Here is a 23367-nt window from a genome sequence, read left to right on the forward strand (position 1 = left end):
TAATTCTTAAAATATATAAATTAAATAATTTAAATCAAACATATTTTTATGAAGATAAAATGGTTTTAACATTACCATACAATAGTGATATAAAAGAAGATAATTTTACTTTGGATAAATTAAAAAAATATAATTGGATTGGTAGAGAAAAGGGATCTGGTACAAGAGAATATTTAGATATGTTTTTGAATAATTCCAAAATCCAACCTAAAATATTATGGTGTTTGGAAGTACTTACGCTGTGAAAGAAGCTGTAAAAAATAATTCTGGTGTTACTATTATGTCTAGTTTAATAGCTTATCCAAATAACTTATTTATTAGAGAATTAAAAGACTTCGTTTTAACTTTGTAGATTAAATATAATTAAACGAATAATTTTTTTCATAGTATAAATATAATTTTTTACAAGCTTCTCATGTAGAATTTTATATTTTCTTGTTTTATTTTTAAATATATTATGTTTTTTTTTAATAATTGCAAAATTAATGTAGTTTTTTTTATAGTGAAAGTAAGGAATAAGTATAGTACAATTTTCTTAATAAAAGATTTCATGGGAGGTTTTATTATGAGTTCTACTGTTATTGTTATTTTTTCCTTACTATCCTTAAGTCTTGTTTATTTTTTATTAAAAGTTTGTATCCAATTTAATCGTATAAATAATTTAAATTTATTACTTGGCATGGATGTTACAAAACTTTATAATATTGATGATGATCATGAGGATGATTATTATTTCAATTACTTAATAAAAAAATCTGCTATGCAGCTATATATTTTATCAAATAAAAAGGTCTAACCTTTACTATATAATATGCGTATATTATTGTGAAAAGTAATTCTTTACATAAAAATAGGTGATTACAAATTTATAATCACCCATTTATCATTGATCAAATTTAATAGAAATTTTTTAGTTGCTTAAGTCTACTAGGATGTCTCAATTTCCTAATAGCCTTAGCTTCAATTTGTCTAATTCTTTCTCTTGTTACCCCAAATACTTTTCCTATTTCTTCAAGAGTTTTTGGATCATCATCATCTAATCCAAATCTCATTCTTAATACTCTTTGTTCTTGATCATTAAGTCCTGTAAGAAGTTCATCTATCTTTTCTCTAAGATTCTTTTGCTCCACTTCATGAATTACAACATCGTCTAAGTTTGCATCTGATGGTATAAATTCAACTAAAGAACTATCTTCATCCTCCTTAATAGGAGTATCTAAAGATACTACATTTTTATCTCTTTTTAATATCTCAAGAATTTTATCAGGTTCCATATCGCATGCTTCTGCTAGCTCATCTAATAACGGCTCTCTTTGTAACTCATTAGACAATTCTTGCTTTTTTCTTTTAATGTAGTTTATTCTTTGATGAAGATGTACTGGGATTCTTATAGTGTTTTCGCAATCATCAATATATCTAGTGATGCTTTGTTTTATCCACCAAGTAGCATAGGTACTAAACTTAAATCCTTTTTTGTAGTCATATTTTTCAACTGCTTTTATCAAGCCTATATTTCCAGCTTGAATTAAGTCTAGCATATCTACATTTTCTTTTCTGTATTTTTTTGCAATACTGACAACTAGTCTATAATTGGCATTTATAAATTTTTCTTTTGCATCAGGAATAGAATCATCTATATCTTTTGCCAATTCTATTTCTTCATTCGGTGTTAGCATTTTGTATTCTTCAATTTCTTTTAAATACATTTTCATAGCATTTGATGCAGATGATGAATCTGCAAAAACATAATTTTCGTAAGTATGCTCCTTGTTAGCCCCCATATAATCTAACCCCTTCTTTATACATATTGTTCATTAAAAAATTGGTAAAAACATATTTCGTCTATATCAACTATAGTATGTTTTACTCCATGAAAAAATGCATGTTCTTTGTATATTTTCTAATTCATTAAACATTCAACAAAATAACCTAAAAACCTTTATTTAAGTTATTACATTTTACAAATTATTAAAATATATCCTATTTTATAATTAATAAAAAATATTTACAAATCTATTTTTTATTACGAATAATTATATTATTATATCTAATTTTTTATTTATTTTGAACAACCACAATCATGGTCATCGTTACAACCACAATCATCTTTGCATCCACAATTATGTCCTTCTTCATTATGGTCATGACCACATCCGCATCCGTCATGGTGATGGTGTTCTAATTCTATGCTTTCTTCTGCTTCGAAGAACTCTTTTTCCATTTGTTCGTATGTAGGTAGAGATGCTTCTGTATCGTATTCTTCTCCTGTCCAATCTGCATACATCATTTGATCTCCATTTGTAAGTATCATTCTTCCAGCAGTTGTTATATTATCAACATACTCTAAAAACTCAATTTCCTTTTGTAGTACATCTCCTTCTAATTCTACATCATCGTCTGTGCATCTTACTATTAGTACTGGTGCAAAATATCCTTCTTTATCTTTTACATTTACAACTATGTCTAATGTACCCTCAGCGCCTTCTTCAAACTCACTTAATAATACATTTGTCTCTATCATATCTTGAGGCACTAATAAATCCTCTATTAGGTATTTTAATACTCTTTCTTTAACTAATTCTTGTGACATTACTATTCTCCTTTCAATGCTTAAGTTTGCATTGTAAAACATTATTATATTTTATTTCCTTTATATAGTATAATACATTTCATCATTTTTCAATCATCTTCCTACTTTAATAATGAACAAACGTATTATATTATATTTTATAAATACCCAATTTCTTCTTTCCTTGTCATAAATAAAAGTATTTCTTTGTCTTCATTTAAATTTTTAGCTTTGAACCATTAACAATAGTTTCTTCTTTTAACACATTTTTAAGGTATTTTATAAAAGGTTGTTCCACTGAAAATTTAACTTTCCAAACAATCCTCCCCCTAATAATATATTACTTCCTTATTTAATTTATAATTATTTTTCGCATTAAAAATATTATCTTACTAATATATTATTCTTAATGTAATTAAAACCCTTTTTTCCCATAATAAATAAATATTCTACATTTTTATTTATTTTCACCTCTTATGCAAATCTTACAATTTTCTTAAAATAGCCACAAATATTTTTTTTTATAATATAATTAATAGATATCTAATAATAATTAGTAAAGATTTAAGTATAAATTGTAATGACAGTTACAATGTTGTAATCGCATTAAGTTGATAAATATTATACTATATTCACAGGGTATTTTTACTCTATATTAAATCTTTACATAAAACTACTTAAAAAAGTAATATAATTATTTAGGTAGGAATTTTAGGAGGAAATATTATGAAATTTAAAAAGAAAGTTAGCTCTCTGTTAGTAGCAATGACAATAATAGCAAGTAGCATTGTGCCTTCTTTTGCTGATGGTACTAGAGTAGTGACTATAGGTGTTAACAATACAACTGAGCAAAGGCAAAAGATATTTAGTTATTTTGGTGTAAAAGAAAATGAAGTTCAAGTATTAGAGGTAAATAACAAAGAAGAAAGAGAATACTTAGGAGGAGTTGCCACAGAAGCACAACTTGGAACTAAAACATACTCTTGTTCTTATGTAGAACCAACTAATAGTGGTGGAATAAATGTAAAAACAGCAAATATAACTTGGGTTACTTCTTCAATGGTAGCATCTACCCTATCAACTTCCGGTATGACTAATGCCAACGCTGTAATAGCTGCAGTATTTCCTGTAAGTGGTACTGGTGCTTTGACAGGTGTTATGAAGGCTTTTGAAGATGCTTCTGGTAAAAAATTAGATGAAGATAAAAAAGAATTAGCTTCTGAAGAATTAATAACTACAGGAGATCTTGGTGATAAAATAGGTCAAGGTAAAATAGGTCAAGATAAAGCAACTGGTGTTGTTAATGATATAAAAAAAGAAGTTATTAAAAACGGTACAAGTGATGCTACTCAAATAGCTGATATAATTAATAATGTAACTAATAATTACAATGTTACATTAACAGATGCTCAAATTAAACAAATAACTGATTTAATGGAAAAAATAGCTGCTCAAAAATATGACTATAATTCAATGAAACAAACATTAAACAATGTTTCTGATGTTGTTCAAGACAACTTAAAAGAAGCTGGTGAAAAAGTTGGAGATTCTGGAATAATGGATTCTGTAGGAGGTTTATTCTCTTCAATAGGAGATTGGTTCTCTAACTTATTTGGTGGAAGCAAGGATTTAGGTATACTTGGTGAAACTAAAGATAATATGTTAGGAAGCAATGCAGTTATAAATGCTACAGACAAAGCTGCTGAAAACTTACCTTCTAGTGAAGAAGTTGAAGGTTTCTTCCAAAAGGTAATTAACTGGTTCTCAAATTTATTTAATAATGACTCTGATAAAAATAATAACAGTGAAGATGTAAATAAGGATAATACTCAAACACCATCAAAAAAAGAGTCTACTAATAACAATGTAGAAAATAATACAGATAGTGCTGATAATAAACAAGATAGCCAAAATACTGATGATAATTCTTTAAATGTTCAAACTGAAACTGAAGAACATTTTGATTCACAAAATACAAATCAATAAATTTCCATAAGAAAAACTCCCATTTTATAATGGGAGTTTTTTATATTATTTACTCATTTCTATACTTTTCTTAACACAAGAATCAATAGCTTTTAATACAGCACCTCTAAACTTTTCTTCTTCAAGTACTTTTACAGCCTCTATTGTTGTTCCTCCTGGCGAACAAACCATATCCTTCAATTCTCCAGGATGTTTGCCTGTATCTAAAACCATTTTTGCAGCTCCTAATACTCCTTGCGAAGCAAATGTATATGCCTTGTCTCTTGCCATACCAGCACGAACTGCACCATCAGCTATTGCCTCTATAAACATAAAAGCATAAGCCGTTGATGATCCACTAGCTCCTATTACTGCATGAATTAAATCTTCTTTTACTACTTCACTCTTTCCTAAAGAATCAAATATTGATTTTACAAAACTTAATTCTTCTTCACTTATATTTTTATTTGGAGATAAAGAAGTCATACCTTCTCCAACAAGGGAAGGAGTATTTGGCATTGTTCTTACTATTTTTTTATCATCTCCAATGATTTTTTCCATTGCTTCAATAGTCTTTCCTGCTGCTATTGTAATTATTATTTTATCATTTATCAAATCTTTTATTTCTTCTAATATTTCATCGTATATATCTGGCTTTACACCTATTACAATAAGATCTGAAAATTCTACCACTTCTTTAGAATCTTTAGTCACATTAACATTATAATCATTTTTTATTTTTTCAATAGTTCGATCACTTTTTGCAGAAGCAATAATATGATTGTTATCAATCATTTTAGAATTTAATATTCCTCCTAAAATTGCCCCTCCCATATTTCCTGCACCTATAAAGCCTATTTTTTTCATAATCTGTCCTCCTCTTTCATAATACTACTAAATTATATCATTGCTTTTTTATAACAGAAACATTTTTATTATTTTTAATGTAAAATCTCCATAGTTTGTCTTTATCTTCTTGTGCATAATCAATATTAATTCTTTTATCTTCCACAATTTCAAAATCATCGTCTGTATTATCTTCAATATAAAGTTCACTTCCAAATATATGTTTTCCACTTAGACTTCTGTCAATATTTAACCCCTTACAAAGTTTGCCTGGACCATTTGTCAAATTCTTTTTTTGATAATTAGTCAATTCACTATAAGGTTTCAAAAATCTATTATAAGATATTTCATCAAAATCACTTATAGGCTCTACTGCTCTAATCAAAACACATTCTGGTATGTGTTCTTTATTTGCTGAAAGGTTTAAGCAATTATACATACCATAAATTAAATAAACATAAATGTGACCTCCACTTAAGTATAGAGGATCAGTTCTAGTACTTTTTCTATTTTTGTAAGCATGGGCAGCTTTATCAATAGTTCCCATGTAAGCTTCGGTCTCCACTATTTTAGTCACAATTTTTTTATTATCATACTCTCTAATCAAAAATTTATTTAAAAGATTTTTAGCTAAAGTTATTCCATTTTCATTGTAAAATTTTTTATCCAAATTGTATCCTCCTTACTTAGAATTTTCTCTTTATTAATATTAGTATAACTCTATTTTTTTCAATTATTGATGAAGTAATTGTATTAAACTATAATTTATTTATAGACATATATAGGGGGGATTAAATTGAAAACTTTAGGAATAATTGATATTGGTTCTAATTCAATAAAATTAATAATTGTAGAGATAAATAATAATATACATAATGAAATCTTTCATAAGAAGTTCCAAACTAGATTATCTGATTTCGTAGGAAGAGAAAATAATGAATTATCCTCTGAAGGTATGAAGAACTTCTTTGGAATTATATTTACTTTTAAAAAATTCTGTGACGACTTTAATTGTGATGAAATAATTGCTGTGGCTACAGAATCCCTTAGACAAATTAAAAACTCTATAGAGATTATAAACAATATTTCTAATTCTTTAGACGTACGCATAAGAATATTATCTCCAAGCGAAGAATGTTACTATGGTTATGTTTCTTCTATTCCACAAGATTTAAATAATTATGTTCACTTGGATATAGGAGGAGGTAGCGTAGAGATAGGATTAGTAAAAGATAAAATTCTTATAAAAAGTATTAGTATACCTATGGGAGCTTTAATAATTACAAATAACTTTCATATTAAAGATGGTATTTCAAATGAAGAAATAAGCCATATTAAAGAGTACATTTTTAATAAACTAAGAAATATTTTATGGATTAATGAGTGTAAAAATTTGCCTACAGTTATAATTGGTGGGTCAATAAAAACCATCGGTAGAATTCATCAAAAAGAGTATAACGTTATGTCAAATATTCATGGTTACGAGTTAAATTATAATGATATAGAAATTCTTTTGGAAAAAATCAGCCCTATGTCTTTAGAAGAAATCGTCAGTACTACAGGCATATCCAAAAGTAGAGGAGATATTCTTTTAGGTGCCTTAATTATTTTAAGTAGCCTTACATCATATTTACAATCATCCAAAATAATTATTAGCAAGTTTACAATCAGAGAAGGTATTATTAATGACTATGTAAAAAATAATTATTTATTTTAAACTAAAAAAGAAGGATATTAATCCTTCCTTTTTGTTGAGATTCATATATTATAAATTAAAATGTTGGAACTATACTCCCTTTATATTTTTCATCTATAAACGACTTAACTTCATCACTTGTTAATGCTTTGGTTAATGCTTTTACTTTTTCACTATCTTTATTGTCTTCTCTACAAGCTAATATGTTAGCATATGGTGAATCATTAGATTCTATTGCTAAAGCATCTTTAGTTGGATTTAAGTTAACATTTATAGCAAAGTTAGTATTTATTACAGCAAAATCCACATCTTGTAGCGTTGATGGTACTTGAGCAGCCTCAACTTCTACTATTTTCACATTTTTAGGATTTTTAGTTATATCTTTTGCTGTTATTAACTCTTTATCAGCAACCTCAATAATACCGTTATCAGCTAATAATTGTAATGCTCTTGCTTCATTTGTTGCATCATTTGGTACAGATATTTTTGCCCCATTTTTTATGTTATCTAATTTATTGTGTTTCTTAGAATATATTCCCATTGGCTCTATATGAACCTTAGCTGTATAAGTTAATTTCAGATCTTTTTCTTTATTCATTTGTTCTAAATAAGGAACGTGTTGGAAGTAATTTGCATCTAGCTCGCCCTCTGATAAAGATGTATTTGGAAGCACATAATCATCAAACTCTACTACCTCTAGCTCATATCCTTTTTCTTTTAATAGTGGTTTTACAACCTCTAAAATTTCTGCATGTGGTGTTGGTGACGCTCCTACTTTTATAGTTTTATCTTCCTCTTTACTAGACTTTGAGCATCCTACAAATGACGATGCACATATAACTCCTACTAATGTTAATCCTAATAATTTTTTTAATTTCATTTTGAAATCCCCCTTGTATTTATTTTTTATGTTATAAATCTATAACTCATTGGCTTTATTTATAAATAAAATGTTGATACATTTCATTTCATTTTATTTTAGTTTTTTATATGCATAGTCTCCTGCGCTTTGTATTAGCTGTACCATTATAATAAGTGTAATTACAACATATACCATAACTGAAGTGTCAAATCTTTGATGCCCATATACTATTGCAACTTTTCCAAGTCCTCCTGCTCCTACAGTTCCTGCCATGGCTGTACATCCTAATATGGAAATTATTGATAAAGTAATTCCAGATACTATTGACGGCATTGCCTCTTTTATCATAACTTTGAATATTATTTGTAAACTTGTAGCTCCAAAAGATTTTGCAGCTTCTATTAATCCTTCATCTACCTCGTTTAATGCATTCTCAATTACTCTTGCAATAAATGGAGCGGCACCTATAGTAATAGGAACTATGGCTGCTGTTTCTCCAATAGACGTTCCCACAATAAATCTTGTGAAAGGAATTAATGCTATTAGTAAAATAATAAATGGAAAACTTCTAACCATGTTTACTATAAATCCGAGAATACTGTATACTACTTTATTTGGCTTAAGTCCTTTTGGCTTTGTAACCACTAATATTATTGCCATTATAAATCCTAAGATTGTAGCTACTACAGTAGGCACAATTATCATGTATAATGTTTGAAGCAAAGCATCTCCAAGTATTTCAGTTAAGTAAGTATATAAGCTAGTTTTATTCATTTATGATTTCCTCCCATCTAACTTTTTTCCAATTTAGATAATCTTTTATCTTTTCTCTATTATCATTATCCACATTTATAATTAATGACCCAAGTATATCTTCTCTGTATTTTTCTAACTTTCCACATATAATGGAGAAATTTATATCCAAATCTCTTGCCATGGAAGTTATTATGGAATCGTTGGAAATTTCTTTTGGGAATATTATTCTTATATTAGTTCCCTTTGGCAGTACAATATTGTCTTCTCCAACTAGTTTTTGTAAATTTTTAGAGTTTTGTAAAAATAATTCTTCTGTATCTCCTATTTCTAACACTTCTCCATTTTCCATAATAGCCACTCTAGAGCAAATTTGTTTTATTACTTCCATTTGGTGAGTAACCATAATTATTGTTATATTAAGTTTTTTGTTTATATCTTGTAATAAACTTAATATGGATTTTGTTGTGTTTGGATCTAGAGCTGAAGTGGCTTCGTCGCATAATAGTACTTTTGGGTTTAGTGCTAAAGCTCTTGCTATGGCAACTCTTTGCTTTTGACCTCCACTTAGGTTTCTAGGTTTCATATTTTTCTTATCCTGAATTCCTACCAATGACAAAAGTTCATCTACTCTTTTATTTATTTCATTTTTTGAATATTTAAAGCATTCTAGTGGTAGGGCCACGTTTTCAAATACTGTTTTTCTTTCCAATAATGAAAAGTGTTGAAATATCATTCCCAAATCTTTTCTTAAAAATCTAAGTTCTCTTTCGTCTAAATTTTTTACTTCTCTGTCTTGTACTGTTATACTTCCATCCTCATAAGTTTCTAGTCTATTTATGCATCTTAGTAATGTGGATTTTCCTGCTCCACTATGACCTATTATGCCAAATATCTCGCCTTCTTTTATATGCATATTAATATCATTTAAAACTTTTGTTTTTCCATAATATTTATTCACTTCACATATTTGTATCATATTATTCCCCCTTAAAAGCCTCTTAATTTTGTCTTAAAAATGGTATTAAAAAAAGCCTAAGTATAAACTTAGGCTAAATAACTAATTTATACTCATCTTTCAACTAAAAATAGTTGCAGGATTTAGCACCATGTACAAACGTACTGGTTGCCGGGTTTCATAGGGCCAGTCCCTCCACCTCTCTTGATAAGAGTCTTTTTAATTTTTATTATGTTATAAATATTAATCTTTTTCTTTTCAAATGTCAATCATTTTTTTATTTTCATTAATAATTTTTTATTATTTAGTATTTCTAGTTATTCCTAATTTTGTATCCATATCTTTTAACATTTTTACGAAATCATTAGTAACATTTTCTCCAGCTCTTACTGTATCATCAACTAATTTAATAAATTCATCTTGTGTTTTATTATAATCATCTTTAGATATTTTATCTAATTTTGCTATTTTTGCATCTATATCTTTTATTGACTTTTCACCCTCAGCAATTAAACTTTCATTCATTTTCTTTAATTCTGCATCTTCAGTTTTCCCATCATTTTTTAATCCATCTACAAATGCTTGAATTTTTTCTTTGCTATCTTTGTAAGCAGCTTTTACATCATTTAAATATTTTTCATTACCAGGGTATTCCTTTTCTTTATAAGTGTTAGTTACTGTATTAACATCTGTGTACATGTTATAGTCAGATAATGTTCCAAGATTTTTGTCATATAATCCTGTATAAGTATTTAAATATGTCTTGTCTGCTACCTCATCATTAGTTTCATTTTTAGTGTCAGTATTAGTCTTGTTACTACAAGCCACTGCAGAACAAAGTAGAAGTAAAGATAAAGCTACGGTTACAATTTTTTTCATTATTTATTACCCTCCATTTTGAATTATGTCTTTAATTATTATTATCTCAATTTTTATTTTTTTTATTTGCAAATAAGTATTTTCAAAAAATAACCACTAAAAAATTAGGTAGCATTTGTAATATTTATTTTTATCAAAAAGCTTTATAATTGTATTATTTTTTATAATTAAGGCTATTATTGCTTTTTCATCTAAATTTAATAGATGATTTTTGAAATAATTATGGCTTTTTATTTATTTTCATATTATACTTTTTGTATACTTGTTTTTAATCATTGTATTTAGAGATTTTCTTTAGATATAATTTAATAAAAATTTACTACCTACCAGAAAAGTATTTACTGATCTGTAAGGAAATTAGTTTATATCAATACATAACTTTATTTACAAAAATACTAACTTTTCTTTCATTAGTTTAATTACTTTTGAGAAAAGTTTTTTTATTTTAAAGTTGTATTTTCTTAAATTATAAGTGGACCTTATTAGATTAAAATTGACTTTATTTTGCTTAAAATAATAGTTAGTTACGTACTTTTGTTGTCTCTTTTTTAATTAGAAACTCAGCATTATTTGTTGAGTTCATATGAAAATATTAGGAGGAAAATATGGATATAATAAAGTTGATTGACAAACTATATAATGAAAATTCACTAAATAAAAGTGAGATCCTCTATATACTTGATAATATTAAGAGTGATGAAATTGATTATTTATGTAAAAAAGCCTTAGCCACTAGAAAAAAGTTTTATGATAATAAGGTATATATGAGGGGTTTAATCGAATTTACAAACTATTGTAAAAATGATTGCTACTACTGCGGTATCAGATGTTCAAACAAGAATATTTCTAGGTATCGACTAGATTTAAAGCAAATTATAGAATGCGCAGATTTAGGGTATAAATTAGGATATAGAACTTTTGTATTACAAGGCGGGGAAGATAATTATTTTACTGATGACAAAATTGTTGAAATTATAAAATTAATAAAAAATAAATATGATGATTGTGCTATAACCTTATCTATAGGTGAAAAATCATATGAGTCTTATAAAAAGTATTTTTTAGCTGGAGCTGATAGATATTTGTTACGACATGAAACTGCCACAGAAGAACATTACAAAAAGTTGCATCCAAAAAATTTAAAATTATCAAATAGAATTAATTGCCTAAGAAATTTAAAAAAAATTGGATATCAAGTTGGTGCAGGATTAATGGTTGATTCACCATACCAAACTAATGAAAATATAGCCGAAGATTTAATTTTTTTAAAAGATTTAAATCCAGAAATGGTTGGTATCGGACCTTTTATTCCTCATCACGATACTATTTTTAAAAATAAACCTACAGGCTCTCTTGAAAAATCTATTATTGTTTTAGCTCTTACAAGACTTTTGCTTCCATCTGTTCTTTTACCTGCAACTACAGCCCTTGGAACTATTAATCCAAAAGGACGTGAAGCAGGTTTAAATGCTGGATGTAATGTGGTCATGCCAAATCTTTCACCTACAGATGTTCGTTCAAAATATACTTTATATGATAATAAAATTTGCATAGGCGATGAGGCCGCTGAATGTAGAAATTGCATAGAGAAAAGAATAAATAGGGCTGGATTTGTATTAGACACATCTAGAGGAGATAATATAAACTGTATTAGTCCCTTATAAGTTTAAAATACTTTAAACTTTTTATTTTGAATAAATAAGAAAAAACAGTTGTTATACAAGTAACAACTGTTTTTTCTTTAGTTACATTTACTATAACCACATTGAAGGCATATTGTACAACCACCTGTTGGGATAATAGATTCATTTCCGCACTCTGGGCAAATAAATTTTTCATCATTCTCTTCAGTATGATGTTCATCAAGCTTTTCTATTTTTTCTTCTTTTTTCTTTTTATCCTTTTCAGCTTTTTTATCATTTAATAATACACCACTTCTTTCACAACCATCTCTGTATATTGTTATTCCTTTAAGCTTACTTTCCCAAGCATACATATAAATATTATAAACGTCTTCTACTGTAGCTTCATAAGGTAAATTTATAGTTGAGGATATGGATGCATCAATATGATTTTGCCAAACTCCTTGCATAGCTATTCTTTCTTCTGGCTTAAGACTCATAGCTGTTACAAATATATCTGGTAATTCACTTTCTTCAGTAATATCTTTTAAGTTCATATATTCTTTTACTATTGGAGTATATACTTTGTAATAAACATCTTGTGAATGAAGTGTTTCTGTTTTTCTTGTGTATGAAATATTAAACATAGGCTCTATTCCTCCACTTATACCAAGCATTGTAGATATGGATCCTGTTGGTGGTATTGTTAATATTTGTGAATTTCTAAGTCCATATTTCTTTACAAGTTCTTTAATATCTTCGTTTATGTTGTTTATAAAGAAAGGTGATTTAAACACTGCTTCTTCATTGTATTTTTCAAAAGGCCCTCTTTCTTTTGATAATAGAGCTGATTTTTTTACTGCACTATTTAACATATTTTTGGAAATTTCATTACATAAATTAATTGATTCTTGTGAACCATATCTAATATTTAATTTTATAAGCATATCAGCTATTCCCATAACACCAAGGCCTATTTGTCTATATTCAGAAACGCTCTTTTGTTGTTGTTTTAGAGGATGTAGAGAAAGCCCTTCTTCTAAAACCTCATTTAATCCTAGTATACAATCTTCTACACAGGCTTTAAATTTTTCCATATCAAATATAGCGTTATCTGTAAACGGCTCTACAACGAATTCCGATAAGTTTATGGAACCAAGTAGACAACTTCCTCCCGCAGGAAGAGGCTCTTCTGCACAAGGATTCACACCATCATGTTTAAATTCTTTATCTTCGCTTAATAAGTGGTATTTACTTATGTTGTCCCAAAATAACATTCCTGGTTCTGCATAGTCCCAATTATTTTTCACTAATTTCATAAATAAATCATAAGCATTAACTTCTTTTATTATTTCTTCTTTTGTTGATTTCACTATAAATTTACAAGTATATGTTTCTTTGTTTTTAACAGCTTCCATGAATTCATCGCTTATTCTTACGGATATATTAGCCTTAGTAACTTTTTGTAAATCAGTTTTCACATCTATAAACTCTTCAATATCAGGATGACTTATATCCATAGAAATCATAAGTGCTCCACGTCTCCCTTTTTGCCCAATAAGACCTGTTGTCATTGAGTACAAATCCATAAATGATACGGCACCTGATGTGGTTTTTGCTGCATTGTGAACTGCTGCCCCATTTGGTCTAAGGTTTGAAATATCTATTCCCACACCTCCACCATAAGAGAAAGTTCTTGCCAAATTTTTTGCTGTATCAAATATGCTTTCTATATTATCTTCTGGTGGTTGTAATACATAGCAGTTTGAATAAGTAACTTTTATATTATCTCTATACAGACCTCTATTGGCTAAAATTCTCCCTGCAAATAAAAATTTTCTTTCTCTTATTAATTTTGCAATTTTAGGATTTCCACCGCTAATTCTAGCTACCCATTCATTAAAACTTTCATCTTTATACTGATATTTATTTTTCCAAATGGATTTTTGTAACTCATCCATATTCCACTTTGAATTTCTAATTTCTGTTCTTCTATCTCTATAAATAATATATTTTTTTGCAATATCTTTTCTGTTTGACGACATTAGTAAGTCTTCTACTTCATCTTGTATATTTTCTACAGTTGCTTCTATTTCTTTATTTTGTATTTTTTCTTCTATCATCCTTGCTATATCATTAGCCAATTTTCTATCTGTTCCAAACTTACTATTAATTGATGATTTATATACAGCATTAAAAATTTTTCTTTTGTCAAATTTTTCTATTGTTCCATCTCTTTTAGATACTTTAATCATAATTTTGACTCCTAAATATTTTATTAAAATCCCTTTGCTATATTTAATTTTATTACATATATACTATGTACTTTATTATTAATTTCATATTAATATATTTTGTACTCATTGATTTATTATACAAAGAATTATTTATTTTTTTGTTCATTATAAAAACCCTTCTAAGATATAACTTAAAAGGGTAATTTATAATTATTCTTTTATTAAATTTTTTTCTACTAAATAATCATGAGCTACTTTTTCTGGAGTTTGTCCTTCTTCATCAACCTTATAGTTTAATTCAATCATTTCCTCTTCATTTATTACACCACTTAGTTTATTTAGAACTTCCTCTGTTTCAGGGTATTTCGCTATTAAATCATCCCTAACTAATGGTATAGCATAATAAGGCGGGAAAAAGTCCTTATCATCTTCTAATACTTTTAGGTTAAATTTCTTTAATAAACCATCAGTAGAAAATGCATCTACTACTTGAGCATCTCCTCTTTTTAAGGCTTGATATCTTAACCCTCCATCCATACTTTTAACTTCTTTAAATTTCATATTATAATATTTCTGTAATCCTGGTAACCCATCTTCTCTATTTTGGAATGCTAATGTTGGTGAAAATACAAGTTCTTGTGAATGTTTAACTAAATCAGAATAAGTTTCTATATTGTATTTTTTAGCAACTTTAGGTTCCATTGCTAAAGTATAAGTATTATTAAAACCAATAGGATCTAATACTTTAATATCATATTCTTTGTCAAGATGATCTTTTACACGATTATATACATCATCAGCATCACCTGTTGCTTCTTCTTTCATAATATTCATTAAAATAGTTCCTGTATAATCAGCACACATATCAATATCACCATTTGCTATGGAATTCCAAAGAACTGTTGTACCCATATTTAATTTTTTCTCAACATTGTAATCAGTATACTCTTCTAATAAATCAGCATACATATTCCCAAGTATAAGACCCTCCGTGTAGTCCTTTGAACCTACTACTATAGTATCTTTTTTCCCAAAACTAGACACTATGGATGTTATTAATATAACCGCTACAAGTATAGCCGTACATACTTTTAGGCCAGTATGAGTACTTTTTCTTTTTTCAGTAGATGATTTTTGACATGAATATTTGCTCATAACTACTTTTTCTACTCTTGAGAATATATAATCTACTAAAAGAGCTAAGATACAAGCGGGAATAGCACCTGCTAAAATCATTGTATTATTTACAGTTTGAACACCAGAAAATACTAAATAACCAAGCCCCCCTGCTCCTATAAATGCTGCTAAAGTCATAAGTCCAACAGCAGTTACTGCTGAAATTCTGATCCCTGCCATAATTATTGGAAGAGCTAATGGCAACTGTATTTTATATAAAATTTGCTTTGAAGTAAGACCAATTCCTGTAGCAGATTCAATTATATTTTTATCTATACCAAGAATTCCTGTGGTAGTATTTTTTACTATAGGTAACAAGGAATACAATACAACCATCATTATGGCAGGTTTACTTCCAATTCCCAGTACCGGAACTAATAATCCAAGTAGTGCCATAGATGGTATTGCTTGAAATATATTGATTATACCTATAATATACTTTCTAAGTTTTTCATTTTTAGAAACTAATATTCCAAGAGGTATACCAATAATTATAGCTGCAACAATTGCTACAACTGTTAATTGGATATGTTGCATTAATAAAGATATGATTTGACTTTTTTGTTGTACTAAATAATTTATAAAATTAGTCAAGTATACTCACCTCCATTTCAAGGAATTGCTCACTTAAAACAGAAAGTAAACTACTTCTTGTTATTAGACCTACCAATTTATTGTAACGCGTAACTACAGGTACATGACCAATTCCTTCTCTGTTCATAACTTCCAATATTTCAACTAAATTATTGTCATCATATACAAATACAGGGTGATTATTCATAATTTCACTTAAATAATGGTTTTGAATTCCATTTCTTCTAAGCTCTTTTATTGTTATAATACCTAGGAAATTTTCATCTTTATCAACTACTAATAAACTATCAACTTTGTTTGTTCTCATAATTTCCATACCTTGTATAACAGTTCTTGATTTTTTTACACTTATAGGCTCTTTAATCATTATGTCTTTAGCCTTTATATATTCTGGTACATTCCATAATCTGTCGCTACCTATAAAGTTTTTAACAAATTCATTAGCAGGATTTCTAAGTAGATTTTCTACTGTGTCATATTGCTGAACTTTCCCATCTTTCATGATACATATTTTATCTGCAAGTTTTAATGCCTCGTCCATATCATGAGTAACAAATATAATAGTTTTCTTTAACTCTTCTTGAAGTGAGTATAACCACTCTTGTAGTTGAGTTCTAGTTATTGGGTCTAGAGCACTAAAAGGTTCATCCATTAAGATAATTTCTGCATCAGTTGCAATAGCTCTTACAAGTCCTATCCTTTGTTGCTGACCGCCACTAAGTTCACTTGGATATTTATCCAAAAATTCTTTAGGATTAAGACCTACCATATTCATCAATTCTATTGTTTTTTCCTCAATTTCTTTTTCAGTTTTTTCCTTCTTTAACTTTGGTATTAGTTCTATATTTTCTCTTATTGTCATATGAGGAAATAATCCTACACTTTGTATAACATAGCCAATATTTCTTCTTAAGCTTATAGAACTTTCCTTAGATATGGGTTTATTGTTTATAAAAACTTCTCCCTTTGTTGGTTGGATTAACTTATTTATTAATTTTAAAGTAGTAGTTTTTCCACAACCACTAGGTCCTATTAAAACAACAAAACTACCATCTTCTATTTTTAAGGAAACATCATCTAGTATTGTCTTTTTTCCTACTATCTTAGAAATGTTTTTAACTTCTATCATAACTTCCCCCTTTGCTAACAACTTATATTTCTCTCAAAGTTGTTAGTTTATATTATAACACTCTTATTATATTCATTCAACACTTTATTAAATTTCTATTAATATGTTACTAAATGTATGAAAAAAAGACGAACTAATTAAAGTTCGTCTTTTACAAATTCTATTTATCAAATTTATTTATTTCTTCTAATAACTCTTCTACTAATGAATCACCTTTTATTTTTCTAACAATTTCACCTTTTTTAAATAAAAGACCTTCTCCTTTTCCACCAGCTATGCCTATATCAGCTTCTCTAGCTTCACCAGGACCATTGACAGCACATCCCATAATAGCTACTGTCATATTTTTATTTATATCTTTTATTTTTTCTTCTACTTCATTTGCCACACTTATTAAATCAATATTACATCTTCCACAAGTTGGACAAGATACTATTTTTATTTTATCATTTAATAAGTTTAAACTTCTAAGTATATCTTTACCTACATGAACTTCTTCTACAGGATCTCCTGTTAATGAAATTCTAATAGTATCACCAATTCCATTCATTAAAAGTGAACCAACACCTATAGATGACTTAATAGTTCCTTTTTTAATTCCACCAGCTTCAGTTATACCTAAGTGAAGAGGGTAATCGACTTTTTCGCTCATAAGGGTATAAGCTTCTACTGCAGTGTATATATCTGAAGATTTTAAAGATATTACTATGTTATAAAAATCTAAGTCTTCTAGAATTTTAATATGTGCTAAAGCACTTTCAACAAGAGCTTCTGGTGTGGCATGACCATATTTTTCTAATAAATGTTTTTCTAAAGAACCACCATTTACCCCAATTCTTATTTTCAAATTTTTCTCCCTACATTTTTCAACTACAGCTTTTACTCTATCAATACTTCCAATATTTCCTGGATTTATTCTAATACCGTCTACGCCTTCTTCTATAGCCTTTAAAGCCAACTTATAGTCAAAATGTATATCTGCAATTAAAGGTATATGTATTCCTGCTTTTATTTTACCTAAATTTTCAGCAGCTTCCATATCAGGAACAGCAACTCTTACTGCATCACATCCTGCTTCTTCTAATCTTTTTATTTGTTCTATTGTTTTCACAGCATCTCTAGTATCTGTTGTTGTCATAGACTGCACTGCAATTGGATTATCTCCTCCAATTTTTATATTACCTAAAGATACTTCTCTTGTTTTTTTTCTATTATAACTCAAAACTTCACCTTCTACTTATCTATTTAGAATTTAATTACGCCTTTAAATAATTTAGTTACATCATTATAAGTGATGAAAACCATAAATGCCATTAATGCACAAAAACCTATCATATTGATCATAGCTTCTTTGTCTGGATTTATTTTCTTTCCACCTCTTATCCATTCAATAAAAAGTAATAATAATCTTCCTCCATCTAGGGCAGGGAATGGTACTAAGTTTATTATTGCAAGGTTTAAACTTATTATTGAACCTAGATATAGTAAGTTCATTATACCTGTTTTAGCTGCTCCTGATACTATGCTAATTACTCCAACTGGTCCTGCAACAGAATTTGTAAACCCACCTGGCACAGTTCCTGTTATCATTTGCTTTAGGAAATTTATCATTTGTATTGTTATTTGTCCAGTCTGTATAAATGATTGTTTTATTGCACTGATTATACTTTTATCTTTTTTATAGGTTACACCTATTTTGTATGTTCCATCTTTATTTTTTTCTGGCATAACATTTACTTTTACTGTTTTATTATTTCTATCAACAGCTATGCTTAATTCTTCTCCCTTAGAAGAAGATATTATTTTAGTAAACTCATTCCATGAATTTATATCTTTTCCATTTACACTTTTTACTATATCTCCAGTTTGCAAATTGACCTTAGACGCTGGACTATTATCCAATATTTCTAAAGTAGTAGTTGGAGATCCCATGTAAATAAACACTGGAATTAAAAAAATTACAGCTAAAACTAAGTTGAAAAATGGCCCTGCAAATATAACACTGGCTCTTTGAAGTATGGATTTTGTTCCAAAAGAACCTGGTTTATTTGATTCTTCATCTTCGCCTTCCATAGATACATATCCACCTATTGGTAAAATTCTAATGGAATACATAGTTCCATTTTTTTCTTTTCCAAATAATTTTGGTCCCATACCTATTGAAAATTCATGAACTGTAATTCCATTTTTCTTTGCAAAAATAAAATGGCCAAATTCATGTATTAATATTATTACTCCAAAAAGTAATAAAGCTGCTATTATAGTCATACATTCACCTTCCTAATTCTAATACTATTATTTAAGTAAGTTAGATAAAAATTCTCTAGTTTCTTTGTCAACTTCTAAAATATCTTCTAAAGTTGGATTACTTCTATTATTATGCTGCTCTAAACCTCTTTCTATGTAATATGGTATGTCATAAAATCCAATTTTATCCTCTAAAAATTCATTTACTAAAACTTCATTGGCAGCATTTAATACTGTTGGGTATGTTCCACCTAATTTCAATACCCTAAATGCCAACTGTAAGCAAGGGAATGTTTCCATATCTGGCTTTTCAAAAGTTAAAGTAGCTATTTTAGCTAAATCCAATCTTTCAAAATCTGTTTCAGATCTTCCTGGATAAGTTAGAGCATATTCTATTGGCAACCTCATATCTGGGCATCCTAGTTGGGCCATTACTGAACTATCTTTAAAAGATACCATGGAATGAATTATGCTTTGGGGATGAACTACTATATCAATATTCTCCACATCCACATCAAATAACCATTTGGCTTCTATTACTTCTAAACCTTTATTCATAAGCGTTGACGAATCTATACTTATTTTTCTTCCCATATCCCAGTTTGGATGTTTAAGTGCTTGATTCTTTGTAACATTCATTAACTCTTCTTTACTTTTACCCCTAAAAGGACCTCCTGAAGCTGTTAATATTATCTTCTCTACATCTTTTTTTCTTTCACCATTTAAACATTGGAATATAGCGCTATGCTCACTATCAACTGGTAAAATATCTACATTATTTTTCTTCGCTTCTTCCATGACAATCTCACCAGCTGTAACTAATGTTTCTTTATTGGCAAGTGCTATTGTTTTTTTTGCTTTTATTGCAGCCATAGTTGGCACAAGTCCTATCATTCCAACAACGGCAGTTAATACAATGTCTACTTCTTTTAGTTGGCATATCTTAACTAATCCTTCCTTAGAGCTTAACACTTCTATATCTATATTATTGGGAATCATATTCTTTAATTTATTTGCACTTTCTTCATTATAAACTGCAACATATTTAGGATTAAATTCTAATATTTGTTCTAATAATAAATCTACACTGCTATTTGCAGAAATAGCAACTACTTCAAACTTATCTTTATTTTTTCTAACCACATCTAAAGTTTGAGTACCTATAGATCCTGTAGAACCTAGTATAGTAATTCTTTTCATAAAAAATTCCTTTCTCAGTGATATATTATAATTTGTCTTTACTTATGTATTATATCATTATTACTATTATTATTTGTAATATTCATCAAAATTTCAAATAAAAAATTGCTTCACTTGAGAGAAGTATAGGCGAAACACTTCATATAGTAGCCAGATCTCTTGGGTCAACGTATGAGTCAATCATTTTGCTATCACTTTAAGCTACTTGGTGGGCCTATGAAACTTCAGACAAAGACCATTATCAAAATTTATAAGTATTATTAAAAACAAAAAAGCTCCAGTCTAACTGAAGCTAAATCATTTTATAAATAAGGTTATTACACTATACACGAATGGTGCAACTAGTATCACACTATCAAATCTATCTAGTATTCCACCATGTCCTGGTATCAATTTCCCATAATCTTTAATTCCAACATATCTTTTTATTGATGATGCAAATAAATCCCCAAATTGAGCAACAATACTTCCAAAGAAACCTAAAAATACTATTACTTTTAAATCAATATTAAAGAAATACCCAAATGTTAAACATATTAATGTAGAGCCTAATATTCCTCCAACACTTCCTTCTACAGTCTTTTTGGGACTTACTTTAGGAATTAGTTTATGCTTTCCAAACAAATAACCTGCAAAGTAAGCAAATGTATCTGTCATAAATGCAATTATAAATATTAACCAAACATAAATATCTCCTTTTGAGAAATTATCCATAGTTAATACTATAAAGTCTATTAATACTGCCACATAAAAAACTCCAAAGAAAGTAACTACTATATCTATAATATTTCTTTTTACAGTTAATATTGGTATTATGGATATTAAGAATAATATAAATATTAATGTATAAGTATAAGATATTGGTAGTTGAAGATAGTTTTTAATTAGTAAATAAATAGAAAAAATATAACCTATATAATATAATGGCTTAATATCCTTTTGTTCAAATGCCTTATAAAATTCATTTAAGGCAATTGAGATTATTATAGCTTCTCCTATATATAAAGGTGTTCCTCCAAATATTATAAGGATAAATAATGGAACTAATAATAATCCTGCTATAACTCTTGTTCTCATAGGTATTCTCCTTATTTTATTCCACCAAATCGTCTATCTCGATTTTGATATGTAAAAATGGCTTTTTGAAGTTCTTTTTCATCAAAATCAGGCCAATGAACATTTGTGAAGTAAAACTCTGCGTATGCAACTTCCCATAATAAAAAATTGCTAAGTCTTTCTTCTCCACTAGTTCTTATTACTAAATCTGGATCTGGAATACTTTTTGTGCTTAAATGATTGCTTATAGTATTTTCGTCAATTTCATCTAAATTTATTTTACCAACTTTAACATCTTTTATAATATCAACTAGTGCATTTTTTATATCTAATCTTCCACCATAGTTTAAAGCTAAGTTTAAATTACACCCTGTATTATTTTTAGTTAATTCTATGGCCTTATTTAATTCTTTTACACATTGGCTTGGTAAATTATTTATGTCTCCTATGGCTGTTAACTTAACGTTTTCTTTATGTAATGTAGCTACTTCATTTTTTAAATAAGTAGACAATAAATTCATCAATGTATCCACTTCTAATTTAGGTCTTTTCCAGTTTTCTGTTGAAAATGCATATAAAGTAACATGCTTAACACTTAATTTTTTACATTCCCTAAGTACTGTTCTTATAGTTTCCACACCAGCTTTATGTCCTGCAGTTCTAGGTAAAAACTTACTTTTAGCCCATCTTCCGTTACCATCCATTATGATGGCAATGTGCTTAGGTACTCTGTTTAAATCTATATCATAAAACAAATTGTTTTTCATATTCATACTCCAAATATTATTTCTGACTCCTTATATTAAGGAGCCAGAAAAGTAAGTTACAAATAACTCTACGTTATTTTCTTTTTGTGTAATTTTGATTACTCTAGGATAAATTAACTTATCCTTATCTTTCTTACCTTGAAGAATTGTTGTAGTATATTTTATTTCTTTATTATCAAAATATTCTTTAACTTCATCTAAAGGAAGGCCTAATAGCTCATAGTACTTTTTCAAAGTTATTATACCGCCATTATATCTTTTTCTTTAGCATCTAATAATACATCTATTTCTTTAATATATTTATCAGTCATTTTTTGCACATTGTCTTGTGCTTTTTTTAATTCATCCTCAGTTATTTCGCCTTCTTTTTCTAACTTCTTAAGTTTGTCGTTAGCGTCTCTTCTTTCATTTCTTAATCTTACTTTAAATTCTTCCGAAGCTTTTTTAGCTTGCTTGCAAAGCTCTTTTCTTCTTTCTTCAGTTAATGCTGGAACGTTTATTCTTATAACTTCTCCATCATTAGTTGGATTTAAACCTAAATCTGAGTTTCTTATAGCTTTTTCTATTTCTTTCATTGCGCTTTTGTCCCAAGCACTTATCATTAAAGTTCTTGGTTCTGGTACTGAGATAGATCCAACTTGATTAATAGGAGTTGGAGTGCCATAATAATCTACTCTTATTTTGTCTAACATTTGTGCATTAGCTCTACCAGCTCTTATCGTTGAAAATTCAAATTTTAAAGCTTCAATTGTTTTATCCATTTGTTGTTGTAATTTGTTTTGTACTTCTTTCATTTTTACTCCTCCTTCGT

23 protein-coding genes and 1 riboswitch are annotated in these 23367 nt (G+C 28.2%); of the genes, 5 read left to right on the plus strand and 18 right to left on the minus strand.

The annotated features are described in order from the left end of the window. The first annotated feature begins 59 nt into the window (after positions 1-59). Entirely contained in the window at positions 60-245 is a 186-nt protein-coding gene (locus tag K0040_RS10230; RefSeq protein WP_228108724.1) for a type 2 periplasmic-binding domain-containing protein, read from the plus strand. Between the two features lie 320 nt (positions 246-565). Continuing rightward, positions 566-796, plus strand: coding sequence for a hypothetical protein (locus K0040_RS10235; protein ID WP_206924799.1), 231 nt, complete (start codon positions 566-568; stop codon positions 794-796). Positions 797-896: 100 nt separating this feature from the next. On the opposite strand, the gene K0040_RS10240 is transcribed toward K0040_RS10235, so the two are convergent. Together K0040_RS10240 and K0040_RS10245 are read right to left on the minus strand one after the other, a co-directional pair. Then, positions 897-1781, minus strand: a complete 885-nt coding sequence (locus tag K0040_RS10240; RefSeq protein ID WP_074918063.1) for a sigma-70 family RNA polymerase sigma factor — start codon at positions 1779-1781, stop codon at positions 897-899. 278 nt (positions 1782-2059) lie between these two features. Then, positions 2060-2590 carry a type I restriction enzyme HsdR N-terminal domain-containing protein gene (locus K0040_RS10245; RefSeq protein WP_228108725.1) on the minus strand — a complete coding sequence of 177 codons (531 nt, stop codon included), beginning with the start codon at positions 2588-2590 and terminating at the stop codon, positions 2060-2062. 705 nt (positions 2591-3295) lie between these two features. Between K0040_RS10245 and K0040_RS10250 the strand changes: the two genes are divergently transcribed. Further along, the gene (locus K0040_RS10250; protein ID WP_228108726.1) at positions 3296-4555 is read left to right on the plus strand and encodes a DUF1002 domain-containing protein; all 1260 of its coding nucleotides are present in this window, start codon (positions 3296-3298) and stop codon (positions 4553-4555) included. A gap of 45 nt (positions 4556-4600) precedes the next feature. Here K0040_RS10250 and proC read toward each other — a convergent pair whose 3' ends face one another. Beyond that, positions 4601-5401, minus strand: a complete 801-nt coding sequence (proC, locus tag K0040_RS10255) for a pyrroline-5-carboxylate reductase (protein WP_228108727.1) — start codon at positions 5399-5401, stop codon at positions 4601-4603. A 37-nt stretch (positions 5402-5438) separates the two neighbouring features. After that, positions 5439-6050 carry a DNA-3-methyladenine glycosylase gene (locus K0040_RS10260; protein ID WP_228108728.1) on the minus strand — a complete coding sequence of 204 codons (612 nt, stop codon included), beginning with the start codon at positions 6048-6050 and terminating at the stop codon, positions 5439-5441. Positions 6051-6176: 126 nt separating this feature from the next. On the opposite strand from K0040_RS10260, the gene K0040_RS10265 reads away from it, so the two are divergent. After that, positions 6177-7097, plus strand: a complete 921-nt coding sequence (locus tag K0040_RS10265; protein ID WP_228108729.1) for a Ppx/GppA phosphatase family protein — start codon at positions 6177-6179, stop codon at positions 7095-7097. Between the two features lie 55 nt (positions 7098-7152). On the opposite strand, the gene K0040_RS10270 is transcribed toward K0040_RS10265, so the two are convergent. The 4 genes from K0040_RS10270 to K0040_RS10285 all read right to left on the minus strand — a co-directional run bounded on the left by K0040_RS10270 (position 7153) and on the right by K0040_RS10285 (position 10528). Next, entirely contained in the window at positions 7153-7956 is an 804-nt protein-coding gene (locus K0040_RS10270; RefSeq protein WP_228108730.1) for a MetQ/NlpA family ABC transporter substrate-binding protein, read from the minus strand. Between the two features lie 93 nt (positions 7957-8049). After that, complete coding sequence (locus tag K0040_RS10275) at positions 8050-8712, minus strand: methionine ABC transporter permease (RefSeq protein ID WP_228108731.1); 663 nt, start codon at positions 8710-8712, stop codon at positions 8050-8052. Further along, on the minus strand, positions 8705-9670 hold the full coding sequence (locus K0040_RS10280) for a methionine ABC transporter ATP-binding protein (protein WP_228108732.1): 966 nt from the start codon (positions 9668-9670) through the stop codon (positions 8705-8707). The genes K0040_RS10275 and K0040_RS10280 overlap by 8 nt, the downstream gene beginning before the upstream one ends. Positions 9671-9759: 89 nt before the next feature. After that, positions 9760-9863: riboswitch (SAM riboswitch) on the minus strand. Positions 9864-9949: 86 nt separating this feature from the next. Next, on the minus strand, positions 9950-10528 hold the full coding sequence (locus tag K0040_RS10285) for a hypothetical protein (RefSeq protein ID WP_228108733.1): 579 nt from the start codon (positions 10526-10528) through the stop codon (positions 9950-9952). Between the two features lie 605 nt (positions 10529-11133). Here K0040_RS10285 and hydE point away from each other — a divergent pair. Continuing rightward, positions 11134-12192 carry a [FeFe] hydrogenase H-cluster radical SAM maturase HydE gene (gene hydE, locus K0040_RS10290; protein WP_265588861.1) on the plus strand — a complete coding sequence of 353 codons (1059 nt, stop codon included), beginning with the start codon at positions 11134-11136 and terminating at the stop codon, positions 12190-12192. Positions 12193-12269: 77 nt separating this feature from the next. On the opposite strand, the gene K0040_RS10295 is transcribed toward hydE, so the two are convergent. From K0040_RS10295 to frr, 10 genes are all read right to left on the minus strand, one after another. Beyond that, positions 12270-14405 carry an adenosylcobalamin-dependent ribonucleoside-diphosphate reductase gene (locus K0040_RS10295; protein ID WP_228108734.1) on the minus strand — a complete coding sequence of 712 codons (2136 nt, stop codon included), beginning with the start codon at positions 14403-14405 and terminating at the stop codon, positions 12270-12272. Positions 14406-14597: 192 nt separating this feature from the next. Next, the gene (locus K0040_RS10300; RefSeq protein WP_228108735.1) at positions 14598-16157 is read right to left on the minus strand and encodes an ABC transporter permease/substrate-binding protein; all 1560 of its coding nucleotides are present in this window, start codon (positions 16155-16157) and stop codon (positions 14598-14600) included. Next, entirely contained in the window at positions 16150-17307 is a 1158-nt protein-coding gene (locus tag K0040_RS10305; RefSeq protein ID WP_331476294.1) for an ABC transporter ATP-binding protein, read from the minus strand. The genes K0040_RS10300 and K0040_RS10305 overlap by 8 nt, the downstream gene beginning before the upstream one ends. Positions 17308-17446: 139 nt before the next feature. Beyond that, complete coding sequence (gene ispG, locus K0040_RS10310) at positions 17447-18508, minus strand: flavodoxin-dependent (E)-4-hydroxy-3-methylbut-2-enyl-diphosphate synthase (protein ID WP_228108737.1); 1062 nt, start codon at positions 18506-18508, stop codon at positions 17447-17449. A 23-nt stretch (positions 18509-18531) separates the two neighbouring features. Then, complete coding sequence (gene rseP, locus K0040_RS10315; RefSeq protein ID WP_228108738.1) at positions 18532-19554, minus strand: RIP metalloprotease RseP; 1023 nt, start codon at positions 19552-19554, stop codon at positions 18532-18534. Between the two features lie 27 nt (positions 19555-19581). Further along, positions 19582-20733 (minus strand): 1-deoxy-D-xylulose-5-phosphate reductoisomerase, encoded by a 1152-nt coding sequence (locus K0040_RS10320; protein WP_228108739.1) that lies wholly within the window; start codon positions 20731-20733, stop codon positions 19582-19584. Between the two features lie 297 nt (positions 20734-21030). Next, positions 21031-21810, minus strand: a complete 780-nt coding sequence (locus K0040_RS10325; RefSeq protein WP_228108740.1) for a phosphatidate cytidylyltransferase — start codon at positions 21808-21810, stop codon at positions 21031-21033. Between the two features lie 11 nt (positions 21811-21821). Continuing rightward, a complete protein-coding gene (gene uppS, locus K0040_RS10330) occupies positions 21822-22556 on the minus strand; it encodes an undecaprenyl pyrophosphate synthase (RefSeq protein WP_228108741.1) in 735 nt (244 codons plus the stop codon). Between the two features lie 30 nt (positions 22557-22586). Then, on the minus strand, positions 22587-22790 hold the full coding sequence (locus tag K0040_RS10335) for a hypothetical protein (protein ID WP_228108742.1): 204 nt from the start codon (positions 22788-22790) through the stop codon (positions 22587-22589). A gap of 5 nt (positions 22791-22795) precedes the next feature. Continuing rightward, positions 22796-23350, minus strand: coding sequence for a ribosome recycling factor (gene frr / locus K0040_RS10340; RefSeq protein ID WP_228108743.1), 555 nt, complete (start codon positions 23348-23350; stop codon positions 22796-22798). Positions 23351-23367 lie beyond the last annotated feature (17 nt).

The organism is Terrisporobacter petrolearius (assembly GCF_020748185.1).
In the GTDB taxonomy this organism is placed as follows: Bacteria; Bacillota; Clostridia; order Peptostreptococcales; family Peptostreptococcaceae; genus Terrisporobacter; species Terrisporobacter petrolearius.